We start from the raw sequence: 21388 nt of genomic DNA, 5'->3' as shown, positions 1-21388 counted from the left end.
AAACGAAACGAAACTATTCAGGAGGAATTTAAACATGAAAACTAAAAACAAATTATTTGGACTAGCAATGGCAGGAATGATTGGACTGGGCTCTTTAGGTACGGTTTCCGCCTATGCAGCCACAGATACAACAACAAGCACAGCAGTGGTTCAAGAAGAGAAAGCGAAAAATGTAATAGCAACATTAGATGCAGCTTCTCAAGAAAAAGTGCAGGCGATCATGGATAAATTAACAACAGGATTACAGGATCTTGGCGTTACATTGCCGGAAAGAGGAGATAAAGCGGACTTGTTTGCGGATCTGGATGTGGATACAAAAGCGAAAGCGGAAGCCATTATGGATAAAATGAAAGCCGGCACGATCACATTTGAGGAAACACAGACTCAGCTGAAAGAGCTTGGTGTGACGCTTCCAGAAAAAGGCGATCATGACATGTTTGCAGACCTGGATGCAGACACGAAAGCAAAAGCAGAAGCGATTATGAATAAAGTAAAAGCGGGCACGATCACATTTGAGGAAGCACAAACCCAGCTGAGAGAGCTTGGTGTGACGCTTCCAGATAAAGCAGACAAAGACGATGATAAAATAGCAGATTTACTAGCAGGCCTGGATGCCGATACAAAAGCGAAAGCGCAGAAGCTGATTGACCAAGCTGAAACACAGATGGCTGAGTACGGTATTGATCACCTGCCTCTGCATGGATTCAACAAATCAGCTAAAGCAGAGTAATTCACTATTTTTCATTTACTTCACTATTTCTATAAAATATAAAAGGCGCCGTATATGCAATTGCGGCGCCTTTTATTATGAAATGATGGGTTTGGGAAACAGTATCTTCCACGTTTTTTATTTTATTTTAGCTGCTATTTTTCCTTTTACATGTCTTTCGGAAAGCCGCGCTAGCGCATTCGGAATTCCATCTAATGAAATAACTTCTGTTAACATAGACGAAATCTTACCTTCAGCCAGTAGAGAGAGCATCTCGTCTCCTATTTTCGCTAACGCTTTTTCCGCGATAATGTCACCTGATTGATGAGCGGCTCCCAGCGCTACTTCGTGATAGGACAGAGATTTGGTGAATGGTTTGATTTTTGTATAATCAGGGGCACCGGCAATATGTACGATATGACCTGAAAAGGCAATGAGGTCCAATGCCTCTGTTGCACTTTGTCTGCTGATCGTATCGATAACAGCTTCAACTCCTCTTCCGTCGGTAATGCTGTTCACTTTTGCAAGGATATCTTCTTGCTGGTAATCGATCACAAAGTCGGCCCTGAGTGACTTAACATATTCATGGTTGTGAAGGGAAGCGGTAGTAAGCACTTTTTTACCGGCTAACTTAGCTAACTGAACGGCAAATCCTCCTACACCGCCTGCTCCGCCATGAATCAAAATTGTATTTAACTGGGAAAGGGGCAGCTTGCCATGTAAAGCCTGATAGGCAGTGTAACCGGCTGTCGGAAGGGCAGCAGCATTTTCAAAAGTTACACCTTCTGGAATACGCGACACAGTGTGTGCGTTGGTAACAGCAAATTCAGCATAACCGCCTTTTTGGGTAAGATCTCCATGGTAGACGACTTTATCTCCTTGATTCCACTGTGTCACTCCTTCGCCAACTTCAGCTACAACGCCAGCGACGTCTAGTCCGAGAATGTGAGGGTACGTCCAATTCGGATGCCCGCCAGTCGCCGTTTTATAGTCGACTGGGTTCAGTCCTACAGCATGCACTTCAACCAGTATTTCTCCTTTGCCAGGAGCAGGAGGGGCTATTTCACTTACCTGCATTTCTCTCCATTTGCCTTTTTCCTGCAATAACAAAGCTTTCATATACATTCGCTCCTTAAAAGTTTAGTTTGTTTGAATGATTTATCATGACTAAAAGGATATGCTTTTGTAATGTTAGTATCTGTTAACGATAGACTTTGCTTATTTTACCATATGAAAAGCTTATAAATGAATAAGAACGAATCAGGGAAAAGATCCTTGATTGATTTGCTTTTTCCCCTATTTCAAGCTGCTCCTGGTGCATTCTCTGTATGGGTGTATTCTGCTTTGGGCAACATTCTGTAATAAACAAGGACAGCAGAGTAGACGGTTTCATCATTTTCTAACTCCCTGGTCCGGGTGCATGTTAGGAGAAGGAGACCTCATCATGTTATGCTTTAGAAGCAAAGGTTAAACCGATTAAACAGGAGGAATAGAAATGCATACGTTAGGTTGGATTGGATTAGGTCATATGGGTGAACCTATGGCTATGAATCTTTTACAGGCAGGGTATAAAGTGAATGTATATAACCGCTCCCAGGGAAAAACAACGTCTCTGATAGAAGCAGGAGCCGTTAACCTGCATTCGCCAAAAGAAATAGCTGAACAATCGGATATTATCTTTACGATGTTATCGAACGCAGATGCTGTACAGTCTGTTCTAACGCAGGATAACGGTGTATTAGAAGGGATCCAATCCGGTAAGGTGGTAGTAGATATGAGTACCATTTCACCAGAAGATTCAAGTTCATTTGCGAAGCTCGTATCAGAAAAAGGCGGAATCTACATAGACGCACCCGTATCTGGTTCAGTAGGACCAGCCAAAGCAGGACAGTTAGTAATCCTTGCAGGTGGAGATGAAAGGGCTGTAGAAATGTGCCAGCCTTATTTTAATATCTTGGGTAAAGAAACGATTTATTTTGGTTCCAACGGTAAAGGCAGCTCTGCAAAATTAGCCATTAACCTGCTGCTGGGTATCATCGGACAGGGGATTGGAGAAACCTTATTATTTGCAGACAGATCGGGGCTGGATAGGGAAAAAGTGTTGGATATGATCTCTTTTTCCGCAGTGAATACAGGATTATTCCAAGGGAAAAAAGAGATGTATCGCAAAGAGGAATTTCCTTCTGCCTTTATGTTAGAACTGATGGCGAAAGACTTAGGCTTGATTAAAGCGGAGGCAGAGAGAATGGAAACTACATTGCCGCTTGCCGAAGTAACGAACACGACCTACCGTTCCGCCAAAGAAAATGGAAAAGCACAATTGGATATGGCAGCCGTTTATTTAGAGTTAAAAGACAAGAACAAGAAGTAAAGCAGAGGAGCATCCTTTCGGGTGCTTCTTTTTAGTATATAAAATATATATTAAAGCTGTCTTGACCAAGCGATGTTGGGTGACTTCCACCTTTTCGAAACTTTGCCATCTTGTAATTCAGTGATTAAGCTTATTGTCTTCTAGCTTAACTGTGCGTGTTGGAGTTCCAACTAAAGGACGGATATACGAAGAGAGAAGTCTGCCTCTGCAAGTAAGGCAAAAATCCACCAAAGCACTCGATTCAATGGTGGATTTTTGCCTTTTTAAATTGTAACTATTTCATCATCTGTCATGAAAAATTCATGGCACTGCAAAAGAGCATTTTTAAATTCTTTTGTTATTCTGCCCGTGCTATAAGCACATACCGATGTAATATCATTCAAAACTATTAATTTATCTACATTTTGTTCATACTGCTCTATTTCCCGGTATGCATCCTGAAGATCTCTCCATTCTACGTGTCCCCACGTTCGGACTAGCTCACTTCTTTCGAGGTGGGGTTTTAAGGACTTCGTAAAATGATCGAATACGACGACAGGATTGAATGTTCCATTCGTAAAATAAAAATCAAAATTATTGGTATAATGAATGCGGGACAGCTGCTCTTTATTTAAGATTGGTTTCAGCTTTTGCTGAAGAAGGGAGAGAAATCTCTGGTTTTCAACCATTAAAACATGGCTGCCCTGTTCAATGCCTGAGACCACGTAGGTGATCGCATTTTCTAAATACTTATTTGGATCTTGAAAAGAATAAAAGATATGCCCGTTGATTGTCTCTAAAGTCCTTTTTAGTTCTGGCTTTTTTTCTATTAGCATAATAGCCGCCCCTTGTAATGAATTTTTTTATGTTTATAGACAAAACTGCTCAAGCAACTGATTTGCCGTTTCAGGACTAACCCCGATGTAGCGAAGCGTGACCAATGGGGCTGAATGGCCAAAGATTTGTTGAGAGGGTGGTCACATCTTTTGTTTGCTGGTAAAAGTGGTAGCCAAACGTTTTGCGCATGGAATGCGTGCCGGTCGCTCCTTCAATGCCGCACACCTGTGCAGCATTGTTAATGATTCGCCATGCTGTTTTACTCCAATGGGGCCGGTGCCTTTTCGAGAAGGAAATAAAAGATCAAAATCTGCCATCTGACGTGTATATTTTTCTATTTCCTGTTTCACCGCACTTGTCATGCGGACTTTTCGGAACTGGTTCGTTTTTTCTCTTTAACCTGTAAGTAATCAGTGTTTCGTACGTCTATGGCCCGAAGCTTTAAGATATCATTGATGCGCAATCCTGAATTAATACTAAAGGTAAATAAAAAGTAATCCCGGTAAGATTAATGAAGAAGATATTCTCTTGTTATCTGGATTTGTTCGAGGTCTCAAATTGGATTTACCGTGTTTTGTCCTTGTTTTACTGCTAAAAAAGATCCTCCAATTGTATTCAATATATCTAGTTAAATACAACTTTAATATTCAATATGTTGTATTGTAAATCCTTCTTAGTTATTCGAAAAAGGGCTATTTCCTTGTGAATAAGAGTACCTTCGTTACGTATGCCGTCTGTGAAGGCAACTGGTTCTGCGTTATTTTACTAACGTGCCTATCAATTGAATAAAAGAACAAACAAACACGAAATACACTGTAAAAACTGTTAAAACCATTGAAATATCGGATTTTAATTATCTGAATAGTGTGCTTTAATAAAAGTGTTATTAATTTTACATGTTTTACATAAAGGGGAGAATATAATGGAAAAAGAATTTCAACCTTCATTTAAACTACAAGCCTTTTTCGAGATAAATAGTCAGAAATTTGAAGAGAAGTTATTAGAAGAGGCTGTTAACGTTAAAAACAAAATCGATGAAATTTTATCCATTGGCAATATTGACCTTGTGAATAATGCTCATAAGGTGGTTGTTTATATTCTCGATGGAAAAGTAGAAGAGCTTGAATTGTTTGCCAAACAGGAAGGTATAGCATGGGCCACTCATTCCATTGACCTGTCCTTTAAATTAGAGTGGGTGCAGGCCATCCGCAGAACGATATGGAACTTTATAAAACAGTATAACGACTTAACAGGTGAACAGGTAACGTCGAATTTTTTTCGGTTAGAGAAAGAAATTAATAATCAAGTGGATGCGTTTCTAAATGCCTTTTTTATTAGTTACTCTACATATAAGGATTCTCTAATTAGAGTTCATAGAAAGCTGGTTGAAAATCTATCCGTTCCTATTATTCCAATTAACAATTCTGTTTGTATCCTCCCTGTGATTGGTTCGGTTGATACGTTTCGAACGTCTATTCTTGAAGAAAAGGTTTTAACCGAAATTGGGCTATCACGTATACAGACTTTGATCATGGATTTATCAGGAATCGCAGATATGGAACCTGAGGTCATTGATCATTTAACGAAAATTATTAACGGCACTTCCCTCATGGGATGTAACACAGTTATTACAGGTTTAAGAGCAGAAGTAGTACGAAAAATGATACATATGGGACGCTCATTTGATCCTAATACAAAAACACTGGGCACGCTGCAGCAGGCATTAAAAGAATATTTAATAAGCTAGCTGAAATTTATCTAGATGCCTTAATAGAATAAACTGCAGGAAATAAAACTAAAGCAGCCAAAAAGAAGCCCTAGATGCTGAAAATCTAGGGCTTTCCCCATGCAGTATTGTTCTATTTATGCTGCACTTATTATGTGGGCTGTGCATTACCGTTATGCTTTAATACGTTGGATAATAAGGTACATGAATATACAAAGTGAAAGCAAAAGCAACAGTCGGAAAATCGCTTTTCCTGTGAATAAGTAGAGAAAAAGTTAGTTCGATAAAATATCTACAAGTTCAGTTTTCAGATAATACACATGTGATGATGTCATGTTAGATGTTTTATGGGCGATAAAAGTCTTCAAAAACATGACTGCTCTTTTTCGGCTTTAATAATATATTTTAAGCCCTCATATGTTGTGCTGAATATCAATATATTCCTGTTTAAATGGGTCATTAATCTGGCCAATGCAGGAGGAATACCGACAAGAATACATTGAGCGCCAATTAAATTCACGCAATCAATTAATTTTTGCATTTGATATTCTACATCATTGTCAAATGTATACAAATCACTCAAGTTTAATAACACAAACTCAATCTGGTTAGCGCTGCATTCTTCTAATATGGAAAAAATCAACAAGTCAAACCGGTTTACGTTAAACTCACCGATCAAGGGCAATGCAATGGCATTGCTCCATATCTTCAATATAGGAGTGGACAAAGCCTTAATCAGCTTTTCTTTCTCTTTTTCTTCCTCTGCCTTCGTCGTCACATCCATAAGCATCACGACGAATCCTTCAACAGGCTGGATGCCTTTTTGTATCGGCGTAATCACAATATCTGCAACGAACTGATCACGTATGGTAATGCGAGCTCTATGGGAGCCGGAGAGCTCGTCCATAAATTTTTTCTGCTGTTCCGGTTTGCGATGAAAACGACTCATGTTTAGCCCAATCATGTCACGGCTGCTTGTCAGTCCAAATAAAGGAGCCACTGTTGAAAGAACCTGGTGGGCCTGAGCATTCATCCATACTACATTATATTCTTTGTCTGCAAGAATAATCGTTTCTCCTATACTGTCTAACGCATGCAGAGGAGAAATGTTTTCTGGTATTTTTCCGTGGGTACTCATCGGTCTCCTCCTATTTATATGAATTTTTCGCAATAAGCTGGTCCGTCTCTTGACCTTATTATAACGTGAACTTCAACATATACACACCGGTTAACCTGAATTTTAGCGAAAATACAACCAGATGTTTAGAGCTTGTTTTGCTTTTTATTTTAGTCGAAAACAATATAAGACTTGAGCTGCAAATAAAAAATGTCACACAACCGTATAAAATAAATTTATTTTCGTAACACAAAGAATGTTTGATATTACTTGTAAACTTGTTAAGCGCAAGTATGAACCCTTAGTTAAAAGGCACTATACTTAAATGTTTAATGCAAACACTCCCCATACAATATAGTAAACGTTGACGAAAACGACTAAGTGAAGGTTCTTTCGACAACCGGGGGAATTTTTTTCTTTTTAAACCCCAGAGCAGGTTAGTAGAAAGAAACTCAGGTATTTTGCTTTTAAAATGAGTACAATTATCTGTCATTAAAATAGTAGAGGTGATTCACTTTTCTTAAGTAAAACTTTGAGGAGAAACAACAAGGCGTACAAAAGTAGAGAAAGAAAGCCATCCAAACATTGTAAAAACGAATGTCTAGATGGCTTTCATTCATTCAGCAGTTAATTCATCTTCTGTTACCCATTTGTGATTCGTCACTTCTTCACCATCCGTTGTAGTGAAATCGATCATATACACAGTAGTATCAACCGCAGAATCGATCATAGCTGGGGCACCTTTCATACCTTCCATGTGATCTGCTGCAAGCGTTACTTCGTCTCCAGCTGCAAAAGGTTTGTCGCCGGCATCCTCAATTTCTTCATGAATGACCCACTTATGGTCTTCAACTGGATCGCCGCCATTTGCTGGTGTATATGAAACGGTGTAAACTGTCGTATCATATGCACCAACAATTTTGGCCTCCGCGCCTTCCATGCCATCCATATGGCCATGCTGAATGATGGCTGTAGAGCCGACTGGATAAGCAGGGTCTGCTGCTTCCTCCAAGCCTTCTGGAACCTGGCCGCTGCCAGAGTGATTCATGTTATGTCCAGAATGTCCATCTTCCTCTTCCATTTGCTCCGCTGGTTGGGCTTCGGACTCCACATTTGCTTCTTCTGTGTCACCGCAGGCTGCAAGCAAAAATGAGGCGAAAAGTGCTGTGCCAAGTAATTTTCCTGTTTTTTTGTTCATTAAAACCATCCTTTCGTTTTAATGGTATCTACCTGCCTATCTTATCCAAACTTTTTGCAGTTCTTGTGCATTTTTATTTTTTCTGCACGAAAAATGAATAACTTCCTTCTATAATAAGGACAGAACGATCTGGAAGAATAGGGGGCACCCCGTGTTTACAAAATTATCATTAAAAATCGGTTTTTTGTTTTTTGCCTGCATCCTGCTGATTGAGTCACTTCTGTTTTATACACTGTATGCCACGCTGGTAAATGACCGGGTGGACGAAGTAATGGAGAGTTTGCTGGCAAGAGGAGAAACACACAGCGCTGTCTTAGCATCCAGCTTTGAAGAAGAAACAATAGAACATGTAGGAATGATGGAAGCTGCATCGAGTCTCATTGTAATCGTGACAGACGCAAAAGGGCAGGTTTTAATCCACTCTGACCCGATTGAACCGGAAATGAACGCTGTGATAAATAACACGAATTTTTTATCCATGCCTGCTGGCGGTAAAGTAGTTGAAACACATTGGAATGAAAAAAGATACATTGCCTCCGATAGCCCAGTAATGAAAGATGGGGAGCATCTTGGACATGTGTTTATGTTTTCCGGCACAGAAGGTATTGCACGAATGGTGGGGAATCTGCAGCAGCAGTTTTTCTGGATAGGCGTCATGACAGTGGTGTTAACTGTGGTAACAATTATGGGGTTGTCCAGGCTGATTACGCTCCCGCTTATTCGAATGAAAAAAGCGACGGAACAACTGAGCCTTGGCAATCACCACGTAAACTTGATGATTGACCGGAATGACGAACTGGGTGAATTGGCGGCTTCAATTACGAAGCTATCACAGGATCTTGATCAATTGAAAAAGACTCGGCATGAATTCCTGGGCAGCATTTCGCATGAACTGCGCACACCGTTAACCTACATAAAAGGCTACTCGGACATTTTAAACCGACCCGGCTTGTCTGAAAGCGAAAAAGAGAAATATGCTGCGGTTATTCAGGAAGAAACGGCTCGATTAACAGGCTTTATCCAAGAGCTGTTTGAGCTGGCTAAAATGGATCGCCACGAATTTCACATTTCTAAAAAAGAAGAGTCTCTGGATGTCTTGCTTGAATCTACGGTGCATTTTGTCAGTGCCGCCTTTGCACGGGAAGGAAAATCACTATCAGTATCAGGAGATAAAGGTACTCGCCTATTGATCGATATGGAGCGGATGCAGCAGGTGCTGCTCAATCTGCTCGACAATGCACGCAAATATTCAGAGGCGGGTTCGCGTGTATCTATCATTGTATCCGAGAAGAGTGATGAAGTGACGATTCAAGTGAGAGATGAAGGTATCGGCATTCCAAAAGAAGAGATACCACTTATCTTTGGCCGTCTGTATCGTGTGGAGAAATCACGATCTAGGGAAAGTGGTGGATTTGGCATCGGCTTATCGATTGCAAAAGAAATTGTCGAAGCACATGGCGGACTGCTTGAAATTCATAGCGAAATGGGAATTGGCACGGAAGCAACAATTCGGCTTAAGCGCAAGGAGGACCAAAATGGTTAAAATTTTATTAGTTGATGATGAGCAGCGGATGCTCGATTTGATTGCCCTTTACCTGGAACCATACCACTATACATGTCTGAAAGCCAGAAATGGTGAGGAAGCACTCGTATTGATGAAAAAGGAAGCAGTTGACCTTGTTATGCTGGACATCATGATGCCAGGTATGGACGGATGGGCAGTATGCAGGGAAATTCGATCTTTCTCCGCCGTGCCCATTATCATGCTTACGGCCCGCCAGCAGGAAGAAGATGTCGTCAAAGGTCTTAGGCTTGGAGCAGATGACTATGTAACCAAACCTTTTGGTGAACAGGAACTTCTTGCCCGGATCGAAGCACTTTTGCGGAGAAGCGTTCCATCAAAAAACATTCAGATAAACGGCCTGAGGTGGGAGGAAGAACAGTTTGAAGTCTCTTATGAGGGGAAATCCGTTCGCTTAACGCGAAAGGAGTTTTCTCTGCTCGGTATTTTAATGAGGCACCCAAATAAAGTATTCGAGCGTGGCCACCTGTTAGAACTGGTGTGGGGTTACGATACCGAAACAGAAGGGCGGACGGTTGACTCCCATGTGCGGAATATCCGAGAAAAAATCCGTGAAGCTGGATTTCCTATTGATGACCATTTTCAAACAGTCTGGGGAATTGGGTATAAATGGGTAAATTGAGTAATAGAGAATAAGGTGTAAAGGAAAAGATCTCATTAAAATGTATTTTAGAAGCTCTGCCTAAAACAAGCGGGCTGCAAAAAAGCAGCCTGCTTTACGCGCTTAGTTTCGCTTTTTGCGTGGATGGTTTAACGTATTTAGTTAATAGCCAGCGTGAGATTGGCCCAACAATAAGTAACTGCGCTGGGAGTGCCACGACAAAATTTAAACCAACTGTTTTAAGATAGGCTGTGAAAATCGAACCTTCAATTTCTGACATGAAAGCTGTTAAAGCAAGCCCGTATACAGACATAATGAGAACCATTGCAGGGACCATACAACAGGAAAGTGCCACAATAAAGTTGATTTCTTTCGATTTGTCATAAGGGAGTGATAAAGCAATTTTGCGTGCGATCGGCTCCACGAATGATTCTACGACAAAGGCAATAATCAGCGTGACAAGAAACTGAACTACGGCACTTCCTGGTGTAAATGTTGAAAAGCCATGTAAAGCTGTGTTGTAAACGGACATAATGAGAACCATTCCAAAACACATAAATGACCCAAAAATAATACCCTCTTTTTTATTACTAGGCAAACAAAAACATCCTTCCTTTTTGAGATAAATGTAATTATATCGGTCTAAATTTTTTTGCATAAGTGACAAATTTGTGAACTTTATATTAGGAAATAAGTAAGTGACATCGTTGTTTAACAAGAAAGAAGAGTTTGCTGATTTAAGGAAATGCCGCATGGATGTTGTCATTTCCTTTTGTTTTAGGAATAAGCTTGTGCTACAATAATTTTAATTAACAGGCAGAAAGGAATGACGGGTGGACGATGATTAACTAATCTTATTTTTCGAATTTGAAACCGTATATTTCAAATCACAAAAAATAGGATTAGTCTGCCCATCTTCAATACGTTATACAGCTATTATTGAAAATAGCTTATTTCATCATGCAAAGGTACGGCTAATCCTTCCAACTAACTGGGAGGATTTTTTTATTCTCCCTTTAATGAAAGGGACGAGGGTATGAAAGAATTATTAAAGTTATCCAATATGGGTTATGAAATAGGGGACTTCAAGGTTTTTGAGAGAGCAAATGCAAGCGTTCAAAAAAGGGATGTGATCGGTTTAATTGGTAAAAATGGTGCGGGAAAATCCACTTTACTGCAATTAATCCATCGTGACTTGACCCCAACACAAGGGCATATAGAGTGGCTGCAGCGAGATCCGAAAGTGGTCATGGTGGAACAAGAAACCGAGTCACATTCGTTTAAAGATAAAACACCTTCCGAGGCCAGGCTGTTAGAAAAATGGGGTGTGCCAGAACAGGAGTACTCGCATTTAAGCGGCGGGGAAAAATTGAAAGCACGGCTTGCCCAAGGATTTTCAAAAGATGCCGACCTTTTATTATTAGATGAACCGACAAACCATCTTGACGAACAAAGTATAGATTTTCTCGCCAGACAAATTAAACATTATAAAGGCACCATTATGTTGGTTTCGCATGATCGTCATTTTTTGGATGCGGTTGCTACGAAAATTTGGTCCATCGATGGAAAAAAGCTTGTAGAACACAAAGGAAATTATTCTAGCTATATGGAGGATCGTAAACAGAAAAGACTCACTCAGCAAGGGGAATATGAAAAGCAGCAAAAAACGGTTAAACGAATCGAAGACCAAATGCATAATCTTACTTCCTGGTCCCAAAAAGCCCATGCACAATCAACGAAACAGGAAGGAGTAAAAGAATACTACCGGGCAAAAGCAAAGCGAATGGACACTCAAGTAAAATCAAAACAAAAGCGTTTGGAAAGGGAGCTCCAAAGGGCAAAAGTTGAACCGGTTGAGCCAGAGTATATTGTGCGTTTTTCCATCAAATCAGACCATAAGACAGGAAAACGCTTTTTAGAAATCAGAAATGTAACAAAGTCATTTAACGGACGAACACTTTTCAGAAACGTTAATTTTACGATTCAGCATGGCGAAAAGGTATCAATCACAGGTTCAAATGGCAGCGGTAAGACCACATTATTGAATATAATGCTTGGACAGGAACCGGCTGAAGGCAATGTATGGATGTCACCGTCTGCAAATGTTGGCTATTTAACTCAGGAAGTGTTTGATTTACCGCTTGACCAAACTCCAGAGCAGCTTTTTGTCCAGGAAACATTCGAGGCAAGAGGAAGGGTTCAAACTTTAATGAAGCATTTAGGATTTACAGCTTCTCAATGGACGGAACCCATTCGGCATATGAGCATGGGAGAGCGTGTGAAGTGCAAGTTGATGAAATATATTTTAGAGGAAAAAGATGTGCTTATTTTAGATGAGCCGACCAATCACCTGGACCTGCCGTCACGTGAACAGCTGGAAGATACCCTGGCGCAGTATAACGGAACATTAATCGTTGTTTCTCATGATAAGCATTTTGTAGAAAAAACGACCAGCAGTAAACTCGTTATAACGAATTCCACTGTGCAAAAACAACTGGATAAAGTGCAGCCCAAAAGAGATAACCTGGCTGAATTACGGTTAAAGCTTGAAACAGAAAGACAAGAAGTGTTAGGAAAGCTGAGCTTTATGACCCCAAAGGATGTAGCATACGCAGAGCTTGACCAGAAATTCAATGAACTTACGAAGCAAATAAATAAACTTTCACAAAGAATCTTATAAAAAAGTTCCTTCTTCAACTGAAGGTACTCCAGTTGAAGAAGGAATCATACAAAGTCGAAAGGGTCTTTCTAAGTTTGATTTAGTTGTTCATAAACGCTGACAAGTAACAAGGAGGATAAGAGGCTGAAAGATTCTATGCGTATCCAGCTGCTTGCACGCCTATGTCAGCATCTCTTTCATCTTTTATTACAATCTCCAGTTTTCGGCCAGTGGATCCTGATCAAACGGATAACGATAAGAACAGCTTTTGACTTTAACGGGTTTCCTTTTTTTAAATATAGATACTTTTTTAGAAAAATATTGTAATTCCAAACAAATCCTTGTACAATAAGCACAGTAATGAAACCGCTTTAAAACTCCTTTATGTTTCCACTTAACCAGCTTTCTATCATTTTTCATAGCTGGGCTTATAGATGTATCTTAGGCATTTTAATGCAATCCAGGTACATCCCTGTAAAATATAAAACTATTCTTTAACCAGTATTTCATCCAAATGATTTTTTAATAGGGAATTATGCGAAGAAGGAACCAGCCCATTGGGTGAGTTCTTTTTGGTCATGCTCTATTTGTTTGTCGACTTATCAGAATATATAAAATATTTTGTCTATTATTGTCGAATGTGGAAATGTAGAAACCTATTAAGTGGAGCTTACAAGGTGATGCGCGGAATCCAGCTAACCTGCATGCTAGGTCAAAATGAATATATAGAAGAGAGAAGGAGATGGAACAACATGACAAAACAAAAATGCGTTGCCATGCTTTTGGCGGGTGGACAAGGAAGCAGATTAAAAGAACTGACAGAAAATCTTGCAAAACCAGCGGTGCCATTTGGCGGGAAGTATCGGATTATTGATTTTCCATTATCAAACTGTGCTCACTCAAGTATCCAAACAGTTGGCGTTCTAACTCAGTACCAGCCGCTTGTTTTAAACTCTTATATTGGAAATGGCCGGGCATGGGATTTGGACCGCAGCAGCGGGGGAGTCACGGTTCTTCCACCTTATGCTAGTGCTTCAGAAATCAATTGGTACACGGGTACAGCGAGTGCCATTTATCAGAACTTCAACTATCTCCAGCAATATGATCCGGAGCATGTACTCATTTTATCCGGTGATCATATTTATAAAATGAACTACGATTTAATGCTGGACTACCATATTAAACAAAAAGCAGATGTAACCATTTCTGTCATTGAAGTGCCATGGAGCGAAGCAAGCCGCTTTGGCATTATGAATACAGACGAAAACTACAAGGTTACACGCTTTGATGAAAAACCAAAGAAACCGGAAAGTAACCTGGCTTCAATGGGCATTTATATTTTTAAATGGTCTGTTTTAAAGAAATATCTGGAACAGGATGCAAGCAATCCGGATTCTTCTAATGATTTCGGAAAAGACGTAATTCCAGCCATGCTTGAAGATCAGCAAAAACTAGTTGCTTATCCGTTTAAAGGCTATTGGAAAGACGTAGGCACAATCGAAAGCCTTTGGGAAGCCCATATGGATCTGCTAAGCGATGAAAATGAGCTGAACCTGCATGATCGTTCCTGGCCTATTTACTCGGCCAGCAAGAGCCTGCCGCCGCAGGTAACAGGGAAAAATGCCTGTGTTAAGCATTCCATCTTAAATGAAGGATGTATCATTGACGGCGAAGTTCAATTCTCTGTCGTATCTCAGAATGTAACTGTTGATGCAAAAGCGGTTGTGAAAGATTCAGTGGTGATGCCAAATGCGTACATAGGAAAAGGCGCGTTTATTGAGCGGGCAATTGTGATGGAAAACGTTGAAGTGCCGGAAAACATGGTAATTCGGAATGAATCGGCGGACATCTTGCTGATCACGAAGGATTTTGTGGCGGCCCATGCAAAAGAATCACTTAACGTCTAAGCGTAATTGAGCGCAGACACCTTGGGGGAGCCGGCTTTCTAGCGTATGGAATGGAAAGTGCTGTCCAAGCGTTTTGGCAGAATAGCTGGCTGAATCCTGATAAATTCAACAGTATCCTTTCGCCCAGTGAAATGGAGCTCTATGTTTCATTGGGTGTATCAGGACAATCTTACAAAGATATCGGAAGCAAACATATAAAAGCTGGTTTCGTTTGATGAGAAAGGATGACAAAGATGTCAAAGAAGATAGCGGAAGTAGGCAGCATTATTGAATTCCATAATGGAATCAAAGGCGTCGTTCAAAAAGTGAATGAAAACTCGGTTATTGTGGCGATTACGGAAAATCAAACGCCACTTGAATATGAAGGAAACCGCACGGTGGTTAATCATAAAAGGTACATAGTTGTTTCTTAATAATGAAAAAGGGCAAACAGGCTTCAATGTCTGTTTGCCCTTTTGTTTTTTGTAGAATACTCATTGATAAGTATCTAATAATCTTATCCTCGAAAAGGCTTTAAGGAAGCTTTCTACGGTAAAGCACAGATGATTATAAAAGGAGGAAATACTGAAACAGTTATCTTTCTTTCCAGTCATCCATGATGGATTCCACTTGCTTTTTGTTCACGATATTAACCGCAAAATAAACAATATCCTTATATGTCATCTTCCGGATGGGATTTTGAGCCGCGTTATGCAGGTCTCTCAAAACGATAATATCCGGTACGGTAAAAGCCACTAGGATAATGCTCTTTTTTCCGCCTACGCCCCAGGTGCCTCTTGTACCCAAAACAAGAGGCAGGGGATCCTGTCGGTTTCTAACATAATCATATACCCATTCTTGTTCGCTTAACGCTTTTTTATTCACAGAGGTCGTCTTCCCTTTATTTAAACTACGTTCATTCGGTTTTACATTTATTATAAAGAGAAAATGAAAACTTATGCGGGGCCAACATACAAAAGGATGGATTATTGCAATAAGCCGGATCTGGTTATTCGCCTGTATTCGCTCTTAGCAAATCCTTGGCTATTGCGTGGAATTTGTTTTTTAGTAGTGATTTTCCTCTTTTAAAAAAGAACTGACTATGAAGAAAAGGGAGATAGAGATGTAATATCATATTTTTATTAGAAGTAGACGGATATACGCGTGTAGATACATATACAAAACGTAAAATGAATATGAGGTTGTGTTTAAGAACAATAATGATGATATGATGTTGCTTCGGTAAGCAAGACAGATATAGTATGCAGTGTTGCGAAGGGGATTGTTTCCCGTAATGTTTCTTTATATCGTTCAGAAAGGAGAAAGGTAAGCTGGAAAGGATTAAAGGTGAGTAGCTTTTTATTTGTATGAATGAAGCTGCTGTTGTTTATGCTAATACTGTTTCGTACAACCATCCCGACCTCAATCCATTAAAACAATTCTGCAGTCAGGTTTCCCGCCTGGCTTTTTTCTTTTTTAAAAGAAGATTTTTCGTCAATGTGGCTTGAAAATGTACAAAGTAGTCGCCAAAGGATAAATACAAAAACGCTTTCTCACTTTACTATTTGAATTAGAAAAGAAAGACACTGTAAAAACGATCGGTAATTATTGACAGCGCTTACTATGAATCGCTTTATACAGAAGAGGGCGTGACAAGAAATAAGACGAAAAGTCACCTTTTTTAGTAATCGCTTTTTTTGATGGATTATTACAGGGAGGGGATTTTAAATGAAAACAGCGAGTAAATGGACACAGTTTTTATTATAATAGAGAGGTCTCGTGTATATATGTATACAAATATACGTATATATAAATATACATATATACAAAAGGTAATACGAGTGCTGGGATAGATAGTTGTGCAAGAGAAGCTGTTGCCTAAGAAAGATCAAAGTTGCCTTCCTGGACATGATATAGTAAAAACGTATTTGTATAAAAAGTGAAAGAGCTGAAAGGCGATATCTAGAAAAAACTTGTCTATATTAAAATCAAGCCGTGTTTTACTCCATTTTGGTTTTTAAATAAAAAAAGCCGTTTTTTAAACGGCTTTTTGAGCTTTATTCTTCGGTTAACGCAGCTTTTAGGAAAACATAGATTACTGGTTTTTTTCCAGTACCGCAAAGTAATTTTCTTCATTGTCAGCAAAGTTAAATACTCTTCCTTTATCAGAAGGCATATTGACTATTTCTCCGACTGTAACATTTTTATTTGATAAGTTGTTATATAACTGGTCGAAATCTGCAGTAAAAAACATCAATGAAGGAGTATCAAGATTTAACCCGGGGGACATTTTAGCAACGAGTTCTTTATTTTGCAGAATAATGCTTGTTTCTGCATCTTTTGTTGGAGCTATTTCGATCCATCTCATTCCTTGTCCATTATTCTCTTCAGAAATGACGTGAAACCCTACTTTTTCTGTCCAAAAATTCACTGCATCATCTTGATTGTTTACATACAACATAATTTGTCCGATTTTGCTGATCATAAACTTCATCACTCCTCCACTTTTACTTTAAGTATTCGTTATTTAAAAGAAAAATCCTCTTAAACACTGCGCCGTTAAGTTAACAGGAAAATCAACAGCCGCCTTTAACAAAGCTTAAACATTAAAAATGGACAGCATGCATGAGAATACCGTCACTTCTCAGCTACCTGGGTACACAGCTTAAAAACCTCAAAACAACGAGCTGCTTTGGCGAGTGATAGGAGGAAAAGAAATGAATTTGTTTAGGAGAAAGTAAGGAAAGTTGTTTCCTGCATACTCCTTAGTTTTATAGTAAATAGGATGATGAAATATCTAATAATACAGCTCGAATTATCAAAAGTTCTGCGGTGTATTGTAAAGCGAGTTGTTATTTTTAGTTAAAAAATGTTTGACTAATATTTTGTAATGGCTTACAATCTGATTCAAAGGAAAGTGCTTTCCTAATTTAAACAGGGATATAAAACTATTTTGGAGGGATTGTTATGAATAAAGTAAACATTGGGTTAATCGGCGCCGGACGAATGGGCGCTTTTCATGGAGAAAGCATTGCTTACCGTGTACCGCAGGCTAATTTGTATGCGGTTGCAGATCCAGTTCCTGGTGCTGCAGAGAACTTAGTAAAGAAATTAAATGTAGAGGCAAAAACGTATACAGACCCTCTTGACCTGATTCAAGATCCGCAAGTGGATGCTGTGGTCATTGTTTCACCTGCCCGGACGCATGCACGCAACGTCCTTGCGGCGATTGAACACAAGAAAGCGGTATTTTGTGAAAAGCCAATGGCCGTAAACTTGGAAGAAGCCAATGCCATTGTGCAGGCAGTAGAGGAAACAAACGCGGTCATGCAGGTAGGATTTAATAGAAGATTTGAAAAAGGGTTTAAAGCAGCTCATGAAGAAATCGTTTCCGGAAAAATAGGCACCCCGCAACTAATAAAATCAACGACAAAAGATCCAAAATTGAATAGAGCGGAATCTATTCCAGAATGGACTATCTTTTTAGAAACCCTTATTCATGATTTTGATACCCTTATGTATTTAAATCCAGGGGCAAAGCCGGTTGAAGTGTATGCAATGGCGGATGCGCTGATTCGGCCGGATTTGAAAGAAAGCGGACTATTAGATACGGCGCTTGTTACGGTGAAATTCGACAATGGAGCTATGGCTACGGCAGAAGCGAATTTCCAGGCTGTATATGGATATGACATTCGAGGAGAAGTATTTGGCTCAAACGGCATGCTGACTGCCGGTGGAATACGTCAATCCAGCATGACAAGATACGACCAGAACGGTGTAAGTTTTGATACATCCCGCTATGACCAGGATTTACTGTTTGATGCTTACGTTGACGAATTAAGAAGTTTTGCCGATTGTGTAATCAACAACACGCAGCCTTATGCGACCGCAAAAGATGCACGCTGGGCGCTGCAAATCGCCCTTGCTAGTATAGAATCGGTTAAAACCAACCGTCCGGTCAAAATCGAGAGCCCTGTTTTCATTTAAAGAGGGGGCAGGAGAGTCTCCGAATAGATCGATTAACGTCTTTAAAATTCGGATAATTCAAACTATTTTATGTGTGGAGGGAAACAAATGGTGAGAGAGTATGGTCTGTGCCTTTGGACATTTGGAGAAATCGCCTTCGAGGAAAAATGTAAGCTTGCAAAAGAAATCGGCGTAAGCGGAGTAGAAGTTCAAGGGAACTTGTCTCAAGACCCAGTTGAATTGCAAGCCGCCTTAAGGAAGCATGATTTAAAAGTTTTATCCGTCACCCCTGATAATGTGGATATTTCCAGTGCTGATGAACAGGTTCGCTCCAGTGCGGTTCAATATTTTTTAGATCTATTAAGCTGGGCGCAGAAACTGGGTGCTCAAAGAATCTGTCTGCATGGTGATGTAGGGAAAACGCAAGGATGTGGAGACTCAGCAAAAGATTGGGATTTGCTTGTGAAAAGCTCATCGACGATCCTGCAAAAAGCAGAGGATCTTGATATTGAGGTCGTGTTTGAAGTGCTGAATCGTTATGAAAACCACCAGATTGTTACAGCGGGGGAAGCGCTGTGTTTATTGGACGAAGTGAAAAGCGAAAAGTTTAATGTGCTGTTAGATGCTTACCATATGAATATTGAAGAACCTTGCCCGATTAAGGCGTTGAAGAAGACAAAGGACAAACTGGGTGTTTATCATGTGGCAGATTCGAACAGACAAGCGGTTGGCAACGGACATGCAGATATTAAAGGCCAAATTGAGGCTTTGCATGAAATCGGATATAAGGGGCCGATCATTATGGAAATGACAGCCAAAGGTCCAAATCCATTTACGCCAGTTAAAGACGGGAATTATGTAGAAGTTGTAGCAGGGTACTACAAGGATTCTTTGCAAAAAATAAAGGAATGGGATCTAGCTAAAGTAAGCTCTTAAAAATGACTCTTTATATCTTTATTTTAAACAAGCTGTTTGAACAAACTTGTCTGGATTCATGGCAATATTCCATGAATCCAGACAAGAAAATCGTTTTCAATGCCCCAATGGAAAAGATCATTTTAAAGGGGGCGATTAAAGTTTAAGGTGTGAGTCTAAGCACCAGGTCATTTGATCATTGAAATGCTATTATTCCAGTAATCAGAAAAATATTTCTTGGAATTTTCTCTATCAAATTTATGATGAGAGTGAGGTTGAACAATGAAACCAAACATGAAATACATCATTTACTTAACGGCCATTACTGCATTAGGGGGTTTATTGTTCGGATACGATACAGCAGTAATCTCAGGTGCGGAACAATCACTGCAAGTTTACTTTATAGAGAAACTTGGGTTAAACACCATGTTTCATGGACTGACGGTATCAAGCGCTTTGATTGGATGTATTGTGGGTGGACTGATTAGTGGAGTTGTCGCCAATCGAATAGGGCGCAGAAATTCATTGATCATTGCCGCTGTTTTGTTTTTTATTTCAGCAGTGCTTTCTAGTTATCCTGAGTTTCTCTTTTTTGAAAAAGGGGAACCAACGGTCGGTCTTTTCGTTATGTTTAACGTGTACAGAATTATTGGAGGAATAGGTGTTGGTTTAGCCTCCGGATTAGGACCGTTATATATTAGTGAAACATCTCCCGCAAACATTAGAGGAAGGCTGGTAACCCTAAATAATCTAGCAATCATTTTCGGTACGCTGCTGGTGTATTTTGTGAACTGGAGAATAGCGGCCGGGCAAAGCATCAGCTGGATCAATGATTTAGGCTGGAGATACATGTTTGCCTCTGAGGCCATTCCAGCACTTTTATTCTTTTTCCTCCTGTTTTTAGTGCCCGAAACACCACGTTATCTAATCTCAAAAAATAGGGACGAAGAAGCCTTAAACATTTTAGAGAAAATAAATGGATCAAAAGAAATTGCAAAAGAAATTTATTATGAAGTCAAACAAACGATGGATACGCAGAAAGGACATGTTTTTTCATACGGGAAGCTGGTTGTCATCGTCGGAATTTTAATAGCGGCGTTCCAGCAGTTTGTCGGGATCAATGTCATTTTGTACTATGCACCCCGTATATTTGCTGATATGGGAGCGAGTGCAGATACTTCCATGCTTCAAACGGTTCTTCTGGGAGTCGTCAACTTCATTTTTGTTTTCCTGGCTCTCATAGCCGTTGATAAATGGGGAAGAAAGCGCTTGCTGCTTCTTGGCTCGCTTGGGATGACGGTTGGCATGTTTGGCGTAGCTGCTTTATCGTTTGCCGATTCGATGGGAGTCGGAGCATTGGTACTGATTTTGCTTTACGCCGCTTTTTACAATTTATCATGGGGTCCGCTTACGTGGGTCCTGGCTTCTGAAATTTTCCCGAATAAAATAAGAGGCCAGGTGATGGCAATAACAGTAGCAGCCAATTGGAGCTCAAATTTACTGATATCTGCTACATTTCCTTCGTTGTTGGAAATAAGCGCTGGTATGACGTATAGCTTCTATGGACTGATGTGTGTGCTTGCTTTCATTTTTGTATGGAAATGGGTTCCAGAAACGAAAGGAAAAACACTAGAAGAGATTGAAACACATTGGAAGCCAGCACAAGCTGAAAAGATTGCCGATTTGCGCCCGAAAAAAGTTGGTTCATAAGTGCAGCAAGCTGATGAAAAATAGTTTAAGGTGCAAAGTGAGACGGCTATGGGCGTTCAAATGGTCAAAATGCACTTCTTATATGGAGCGCTTTCCTTAAAATGAATGTAGGGTTGAACCCATTTCTTTATA

At 39.9% G+C, this 21388-nt stretch carries 18 protein-coding genes; 11 read left to right on the top strand and 7 right to left on the bottom strand.

Annotated features, from left to right (window positions below; translation table 11 throughout):
* Positions 1 to 34 precede the first annotated feature (34 nt).
* Positions 35 to 730: an EF-hand domain-containing protein gene (locus L2D08_RS19900; RefSeq protein ID WP_242236490.1), complete on the top strand. Its 696-nt coding sequence runs from the start codon at positions 35 to 37 to the stop codon at positions 728 to 730.
* Positions 731 to 847: 117 nt separating this feature from the next.
* Here the strand turns inward: L2D08_RS19900 and L2D08_RS19895 are convergent, their stop codons facing one another.
* Positions 848 to 1828 (bottom strand): zinc-binding dehydrogenase, encoded by a 981-nt coding sequence (locus L2D08_RS19895; protein WP_242236488.1) that lies wholly within the window; start codon positions 1826 to 1828, stop codon positions 848 to 850.
* A gap of 376 nt (positions 1829 to 2204) precedes the next feature.
* Between L2D08_RS19895 and L2D08_RS19890 the strand changes: the two genes are divergently transcribed.
* A complete protein-coding gene (locus tag L2D08_RS19890; protein WP_242236486.1) occupies positions 2205 to 3080 on the top strand; it encodes an NAD(P)-dependent oxidoreductase in 876 nt (291 codons plus the stop codon).
* A 263-nt stretch (positions 3081 to 3343) separates the two neighbouring features.
* On the opposite strand, the gene L2D08_RS19885 is transcribed toward L2D08_RS19890, so the two are convergent.
* The gene (locus L2D08_RS19885) at positions 3344 to 3895 is read right to left on the bottom strand and encodes an MEDS domain-containing protein (protein WP_242236484.1); all 552 of its coding nucleotides are present in this window, start codon (positions 3893 to 3895) and stop codon (positions 3344 to 3346) included.
* 923 nt (positions 3896 to 4818) lie between these two features.
* On the opposite strand from L2D08_RS19885, the gene L2D08_RS19880 reads away from it, so the two are divergent.
* The gene (locus tag L2D08_RS19880; RefSeq protein WP_242236483.1) at positions 4819 to 5643 is read left to right on the top strand and encodes an STAS domain-containing protein; all 825 of its coding nucleotides are present in this window, start codon (positions 4819 to 4821) and stop codon (positions 5641 to 5643) included.
* Between the two features lie 343 nt (positions 5644 to 5986).
* Here the strand turns inward: L2D08_RS19880 and L2D08_RS19875 are convergent, their stop codons facing one another.
* Positions 5987 to 6760, bottom strand: a complete 774-nt coding sequence (locus L2D08_RS19875; RefSeq protein ID WP_242236481.1) for an STAS domain-containing protein — start codon at positions 6758 to 6760, stop codon at positions 5987 to 5989.
* 595 nt (positions 6761 to 7355) lie between these two features.
* Complete coding sequence (locus L2D08_RS19870; protein ID WP_242236479.1) at positions 7356 to 7937, bottom strand: YdhK family protein; 582 nt, start codon at positions 7935 to 7937, stop codon at positions 7356 to 7358.
* A 151-nt stretch (positions 7938 to 8088) separates the two neighbouring features.
* On the opposite strand from L2D08_RS19870, the gene L2D08_RS19865 reads away from it, so the two are divergent.
* Both L2D08_RS19865 and L2D08_RS19860 read left to right on the top strand, forming a co-directional pair.
* Positions 8089 to 9480 carry a sensor histidine kinase gene (locus L2D08_RS19865; RefSeq protein WP_242236478.1) on the top strand — a complete coding sequence of 464 codons (1392 nt, stop codon included), beginning with the start codon at positions 8089 to 8091 and terminating at the stop codon, positions 9478 to 9480.
* The gene (locus L2D08_RS19860) at positions 9473 to 10141 is read left to right on the top strand and encodes a response regulator transcription factor (protein WP_242236477.1); all 669 of its coding nucleotides are present in this window, start codon (positions 9473 to 9475) and stop codon (positions 10139 to 10141) included. The genes L2D08_RS19865 and L2D08_RS19860 overlap by 8 nt, the downstream gene beginning before the upstream one ends.
* A gap of 94 nt (positions 10142 to 10235) precedes the next feature.
* On the opposite strand, the gene L2D08_RS19855 is transcribed toward L2D08_RS19860, so the two are convergent.
* Positions 10236 to 10718, bottom strand: coding sequence for a DUF2798 domain-containing protein (locus L2D08_RS19855; protein ID WP_242236475.1), 483 nt, complete (start codon positions 10716 to 10718; stop codon positions 10236 to 10238).
* A 438-nt stretch (positions 10719 to 11156) separates the two neighbouring features.
* On the opposite strand from L2D08_RS19855, the gene abc-f reads away from it, so the two are divergent.
* From abc-f to L2D08_RS19840, 3 genes are all read left to right on the top strand, one after another.
* Positions 11157 to 12800 (top strand): ribosomal protection-like ABC-F family protein, encoded by a 1644-nt coding sequence (abc-f, locus tag L2D08_RS19850; RefSeq protein ID WP_242236473.1) that lies wholly within the window; start codon positions 11157 to 11159, stop codon positions 12798 to 12800.
* 731 nt (positions 12801 to 13531) lie between these two features.
* Positions 13532 to 14686, top strand: coding sequence for a glucose-1-phosphate adenylyltransferase (locus tag L2D08_RS19845; RefSeq protein ID WP_242236472.1), 1155 nt, complete (start codon positions 13532 to 13534; stop codon positions 14684 to 14686).
* Between the two features lie 233 nt (positions 14687 to 14919).
* A complete protein-coding gene (locus L2D08_RS19840) occupies positions 14920 to 15099 on the top strand; it encodes a DUF2187 family protein (protein ID WP_242236470.1) in 180 nt (59 codons plus the stop codon).
* Between the two features lie 160 nt (positions 15100 to 15259).
* Here L2D08_RS19840 and L2D08_RS19835 read toward each other — a convergent pair whose 3' ends face one another.
* Together L2D08_RS19835 and L2D08_RS19830 are read right to left on the bottom strand one after the other, a co-directional pair.
* Entirely contained in the window at positions 15260 to 15550 is a 291-nt protein-coding gene (locus tag L2D08_RS19835; RefSeq protein WP_242236469.1) for a hypothetical protein, read from the bottom strand.
* A gap of 1210 nt (positions 15551 to 16760) precedes the next feature.
* The gene (locus L2D08_RS19830; RefSeq protein ID WP_242236468.1) at positions 16761 to 17150 is read right to left on the bottom strand and encodes a VOC family protein; all 390 of its coding nucleotides are present in this window, start codon (positions 17148 to 17150) and stop codon (positions 16761 to 16763) included.
* Between the two features lie 482 nt (positions 17151 to 17632).
* On the opposite strand from L2D08_RS19830, the gene L2D08_RS19825 reads away from it, so the two are divergent.
* From L2D08_RS19825 to xylE, 3 genes are all read left to right on the top strand, one after another.
* Positions 17633 to 18652: a Gfo/Idh/MocA family oxidoreductase gene (locus L2D08_RS19825; protein WP_242236467.1), complete on the top strand. Its 1020-nt coding sequence runs from the start codon at positions 17633 to 17635 to the stop codon at positions 18650 to 18652.
* An 87-nt stretch (positions 18653 to 18739) separates the two neighbouring features.
* A complete protein-coding gene (locus L2D08_RS19820; RefSeq protein WP_242236466.1) occupies positions 18740 to 19567 on the top strand; it encodes a sugar phosphate isomerase/epimerase family protein in 828 nt (275 codons plus the stop codon).
* A 261-nt stretch (positions 19568 to 19828) separates the two neighbouring features.
* A complete protein-coding gene (xylE, locus tag L2D08_RS19815) occupies positions 19829 to 21256 on the top strand; it encodes a D-xylose transporter XylE (RefSeq protein WP_242236465.1) in 1428 nt (475 codons plus the stop codon).
* Positions 21257 to 21388 lie beyond the last annotated feature (132 nt).

It is taken from the genome of Domibacillus sp. PGB-M46, from assembly GCF_022668875.1.
In the GTDB taxonomy this organism is placed as follows: Bacteria; Bacillota; Bacilli; order Bacillales; family Domibacillaceae; genus Domibacillus.
This window is presented reverse-complemented; position numbering and strand designations above follow the sequence as displayed.